General features: G+C 66.9%; 1 protein-coding gene. It reads left to right on the top strand.

Going from position 1 to position 1,331, the window contains the following annotated elements; all coding sequences use genetic code 11:
- Window positions 1-68: 68 nt before the first annotated feature.
- Window positions 69-1,289 (top strand): IS256 family transposase, encoded by a 1,221-nt coding sequence (locus KV557_RS41815; protein ID WP_218207358.1) that lies wholly within the window; start codon window positions 69-71, stop codon window positions 1,287-1,289.
- Window positions 1,290-1,331: the final 42 nt, after the last annotated feature.

The following is a 1,331-nucleotide window of genomic DNA, read 5'->3' as shown; positions in this document are numbered from 1 at the left end:
CCCCTGGTCATGAAGGAGCCATCGCGCAACTCTCCGAGTAGGAAGGCTCGTTGAGTGAGAGGTGCGCGATGGCCTTGTCCCAGTCTGACCTACTCCGCCTCATGGAGTCACTGCGTACGGCGGACGGAATCGAGTTGATCAGGGCCCTCGCCCAGCGGATGCTGCAGGAGCTGATCGAGGCCGAGGCCACCGCCCGGATCGGCGCCGAACCCGGCGAGCACAGCGATGCCCGCACCACGTGGCGCAACGGGCACCGCGACAAGACCCTGACCACGCAGGCCGGCGACCTGGAACTGGCCATTCCCAAGGTCCGCACTGGCAGCTTCTTCCCCAGCCTGCTCGAACGCCGGCGGCGCATCGACCAGGCCCTCTACGCGGTCATCATGGAGGCCTACGTCCTGGGCGTGTCCACCCGCTCGGTCGACGACCTGGTCAAGGCCCTCGGCGCGGACACCGGCATCTCCAAGAGCGAGGTCTCCCGGATCTGCGCGGACCTCGACGACCAGCTCACCGCCTTCCGCACCCGCGCACTCGACCACACCCGGTTCCCCTACATCTATCTGGACGCGACCTACTGCAAGGCGCGGGTGAACCACCAGATCGTCTCGCGGGCTGTCGTCGTCGCCACCGGCATTACCGAGGACGGCGGCCGCGAGGTGCTCGGACTGATGGTGGGCGACAGCGAGACCGAGGTGTTCTGGGCCGAGTTCCTGCGCTCCCTGCGCGAACGCGGCCTGGCCGGCGTCCGCCTGGTCATCGGCGACCACCACACGGGCCTGGTCAAGGCGATCCGCAAGGTCATGCTGGGTGCCGCCTACCAGCGCTGTCGCGTTCACTTCCTGAGGAACGTCTTCGCGGTGATCCCGAAGGAGGCAGCCGAGATGGTGGCCGCGACGATCCGCACGATCTTCGCCCAGCCCGCCGAGGCCGCGGTCCGGGCTCAGCTCGACACTGTCGCCGAGATGCTCGGCAAGCAGTTCCCCAAGGTCAGCCAGATGCTGCTGGAGGCCAAGGACGACCTGACCGCCTTCGCCGCCTTCCCCGAGCGACATTGGAAGAAGATCCAGTCCACCAATCCGCTGGAGCGGATCAACCGCGAGATCAAACGCCGCACCGACGTCGTCCAGGTCTTCCCGAACGACGACGCACTTCTGCGGCTGGTCACCGCCGTGCTGTTCGAGATGCACGACGAATGGATCGCCTTCCCCCGCCGCTACCTGCCCGAGGCCAGCATGGAAAGGATCTACCCCGCCGACCCCGGTCGCGACGAACTCCCGCCTACTTCATGACTGTTGGCGCACGACCACTACACCACCTCATGGGACACGACC

The sequence above is a fragment of the Kitasatospora aureofaciens genome (genome assembly GCF_019192735.1).
Lineage (GTDB): Bacteria > Actinomycetota > Actinomycetes > Streptomycetales > Streptomycetaceae > Kitasatospora > Kitasatospora aureofaciens_A.
This window is presented reverse-complemented; position numbering and strand designations above follow the sequence as displayed.

Coding starts and splice junctions, on each gene's coding strand:
- KV557_RS41815 (WP_218207358.1), top strand. CDS start 69: ATGGCCTTGTCCCAGTCTGACCTACTCCGCCTCATGGAGTCACTGCGT.